Origin of the sequence: Mesorhizobium sp. M7A.F.Ca.CA.004.06.1.1 (assembly GCF_003999135.1) — a bacterium.
In the GTDB taxonomy this organism is placed as follows: domain Bacteria; phylum Pseudomonadota; class Alphaproteobacteria; order Rhizobiales; family Rhizobiaceae; genus Mesorhizobium.
In genome coordinates this window covers 1-3,029 of record NZ_RZPQ01000717.1, presented here as the reverse complement: position 1 = coordinate 3,029, position 3,029 = coordinate 1, and the positions used below count along the sequence as shown (strand labels likewise).

General features: G+C 63.3%; 5 protein-coding genes. 3 read left to right on the top strand and 2 right to left on the bottom strand.

The window, feature by feature from the left end; genetic code table 11:
- A partial coding sequence (locus EN906_RS28955) for a DUF1488 family protein (protein ID WP_127375558.1) occupies positions 1 to 187 on the top strand: 187 nt, incomplete at its 5' end.
- Between the two features lie 28 nt (positions 188 to 215).
- Here EN906_RS28955 and EN906_RS28950 read toward each other — a convergent pair.
- Positions 216 to 407: a hypothetical protein gene (locus tag EN906_RS28950; protein WP_127269694.1), complete on the bottom strand. Its 192-nt coding sequence runs from the start codon at positions 405 to 407 to the stop codon at positions 216 to 218.
- 5 nt (positions 408 to 412) lie between these two features.
- Positions 413 to 616: a hypothetical protein gene (locus EN906_RS28945; protein ID WP_127269696.1), complete on the bottom strand. Its 204-nt coding sequence runs from the start codon at positions 614 to 616 to the stop codon at positions 413 to 415.
- 685 nt (positions 617 to 1,301) lie between these two features.
- On the opposite strand from EN906_RS28945, the gene EN906_RS28940 reads away from it, so the two are divergent.
- Both EN906_RS28940 and EN906_RS28935 read left to right on the top strand, forming a co-directional pair.
- Complete coding sequence (locus tag EN906_RS28940) at positions 1,302 to 2,345, top strand: LacI family DNA-binding transcriptional regulator (protein WP_127272522.1); 1,044 nt, start codon at positions 1,302 to 1,304, stop codon at positions 2,343 to 2,345.
- Positions 2,346 to 2,408: 63 nt separating this feature from the next.
- A partial coding sequence (locus tag EN906_RS28935; protein WP_127375557.1) for an extracellular solute-binding protein occupies positions 2,409 to 3,029 on the top strand: 621 nt, incomplete at its 3' end.

Below are 3,029 nucleotides of genomic sequence, written 5' to 3'. Positions count from 1 at the left end.
GTTCCAGATCTCATTTTCCGTCGCTGCCGACGCCATGGCCAAGATGCGGCCGGGCACTGCTGCCGATGAAGCCGGTTATCTCCAGACATTCGACACCGAGAGCAGCGCCATCCGCGAGGTGGCGTCGAAGGCCTACGACCGCACCCGCAAGAGCATGTATGTGCTGACGGCGGCCGATTTCGGCTGAAATGGCGGCGAGTTGGCGCTGACCGCGATCAGGTCTTGCGCTCGGCCCTTTCGCGGCGTTTAACGTCGCGGACATTCATCTGCACGACCATGTCCTCGGCCTCGCGCGGCCCCATCCCGACCATCACCTTTTGCCGGACAACCGCAGGCTGGCCGGTGAAGACATCGATGATGCTCCAACTCTGGGGAAGCTCCATGCGCACCGTGTAGCGGTTGGCCATGCCGGTCAGCCTCGCATCGTGAAAAACACGGCGCCCAGGATCAGCACCGTCCAGGCGACGACCGACAGTTTCAGCACCATGCCGCCATGCGCAGCCAGAAGCTTCCGCAGGTGCGGCACACCTGCCGGCGAGATTGGTGCCGCCGCCAAGGCGACAGGGGTCTTGAGGCCAAGTTTTCCAAAAACGGGCAGCAGCGACGGTTCACGCACGAAAGGCCTCGAATGTCAGGAAAAAGCGAAGCAACAACGCTCGCCTCCCTTCCATAGCACTCTTTTCGCGAGCGCCTGCATGCCAAATTCAAGACAGGACTGCTTTGACGGCCGGTCCGTACTGCCTTCGCAACACACAATCTATTCGCGGGAACTGACTGCGCTCGGGGCAGATTGGGACGCGAAATTTTGGAGGCCTCGCCTCGGGATCGAACCGAGGCTTCAGAGATTTGCCGTCTCCAGCGTAGCCGCTCCGCCACGAGGCCATGGCTGTCGAAGTAGCGGCCAAATATTTACGGAAAGGTTAATCCCGAGGGATTGTTCAGAATTTTCGGCATCGAGTTTCAGAGCGTTCGTCAGCCAACCTTGCCGGGCCTCGCTTCCGGCGCAGAGTTGCGATCCTTCACGCCCAAGCGGCAGCCCCGCCCCGTGTCGACCGAGGGCCTCCAGCACTGCGATTGACGTTTCTCCCCTACGCGCTTCCGAGGCTGCTTTTACCCCGCGTTGCATTTCGGAGTCGAGGAGCGGAGGCCAACCAACTTTTCCCCTTGAACAGCGATTCGATCTGGCTTAGCTTCATCTGAGAAAAGGTTTTCCCAAGCAATCGTCGTTGGGCTCGGCCACCTGCCGGGCCTCATCCGGCTCGGTAAGAGAAAACCTTTTCCCAACCAAGGATCTCGGCGCGATGCCATCGGACGATCTGCCTGTTCCAGTCTTTTCCAAGCCAGTCACCTTGCGTGACGTGGCCGCCCAGGCCGGAGTCAGTGTCGCCACCGCATCCAAGGCGCTCAATGGCCAGGGCCGGATGACAGCCGAGACGCGCGAACGCATTCGCGAGACCGCCCGGCGGCTCGGTTTCCGGCCCAACAGCCTGGCGCAAAGCCTGCTCCGGCGGCGCAGCTTCACCGTCGGCCTGCTCACCAACGATACCTATGGCCGCTTCTCGCTGCCGTTGATGTCGGGCATTTCGGACGCGCTGGTCGACAATGGCGTCTCGGTGTTCCTGTGCAATGTCGAGGAGGATCCGCGGCTGGGCCAGATGCATGTCGACGCCATGCTCGACAAGCGCGTTGACGGCATCATCGCCACCGGCAAGCGCATCGATCGCCATCTGCCCGTCGACCTCTCCAATCTGCGCGTCCCGGTGATCTATGCCTTCACGCAGCCAGATCCCGACGCCGTCGCCTTCGTCTCGGACGATGTTGGCGGCGCCCGGCTGGCCGTCGAGCATTTCTGCCGGCTGGGCCGCAAGCGCATCGCCCATGTCACCGGGCCGGCGAGCTTTGCCGTGGTGCACGCGCGCGTCCAGGCTTACCGCGACGTGCTGGTCGAAAACGGCCTGACGGTCAGCGAGCCGCTGCTCGGCTCCTGGTCGGAAGCCTGGGGTCACCAGGCGGTTGCGCAACTGTTCGACGGCAAAAGCGAAAGGCCGGACGCGGTCTTCTGCGGCAACGACCAGATCGCGCGCGGCGTCATCGATGCGCTGCGCGAACGCGGCCTCGACGTCCCCAGTGATGTCGGCGTCATCGGTTTCGACAATTGGGAGATCGTGGCCGAGGCGACGCGCCCACCGCTGACCTCTGTCGACATGAACCTTGTCGCGCTCGGGCGCGAGGCCGGGTTGACCCTGCTTTCGCTGGTCGGCGGCAAGCCCGCCGCGCCAGGCATTCGAAAACTGCCGTGCCGGCTGGTGGTGCGGCAGTCATGCGGCCATCCGCCGGGTGGCTGAAAACGAAGCGCCGCGCAATCGGCGCCAAGCCGCGGACCGCGGCCAACCTTGGAGGAGGAGAACATGAGGAACCTGATTGCCAAACTGACCCTGGCCGCTGCCGTTCTGGGTGGCAGTCTCGGCACTGCCGCCGCCGAGACGGCCAACATCTGGGTGCGCGTCGACGGCTCGAATTTCATGCCGAGGATCGTCGATGCCTACAACAAGGCGCACACCAACCAGGTCAAACTCGACATCATTCCCAATGCCGAGATCATCCCGAAATACGGCGCCGCGGCCGCCGGCGGCACGGCGCCCGACGCGCTGTCGCTCGATTTGATCTACACGCCCTCCTTCGCCGCAGCCGGCCAATTGGAGGACATTACCGACTGGGCAAAGTCCCTGCCCTATTTTGCCAGCCTGTCGCCGGCGCATGTGAAGACCGGCACCTACAAGGATCACATCTATGGCCTGCCCTTCTCTGCCGACGCCTCGGTGCTGATCTGGAACAAGAAGCTGTTCAAGCAGGCCGGCCTCGACCCCGAAAAAGGACCTGCCAACTGGGCCGAGATCGCGGCCGATGCCGAGAAGGTCAACGCGCTCGGCGGCAACATCAAGGGCTTCTACTTCTCCGGCAATTGCGGCGGCTGCAACATCTTCACCTTCACACCCCTGATCTGGGCGTCGGGCGGCGACATCCTGAGC

Excerpts from the sequence above, each read along its gene's own strand:
- EN906_RS28950 (WP_127269694.1), bottom strand. The coding sequence starts at position 407 with ATGGCCAACCGCTACACGGTGCGCATGGAGCTTCCCCAGAGTTGGAGC.
- EN906_RS28940 (WP_127272522.1), top strand. The coding sequence starts at position 1,302 with ATGCCATCGGACGATCTGCCTGTTCCAGTCTTTTCCAAGCCAGTCACC.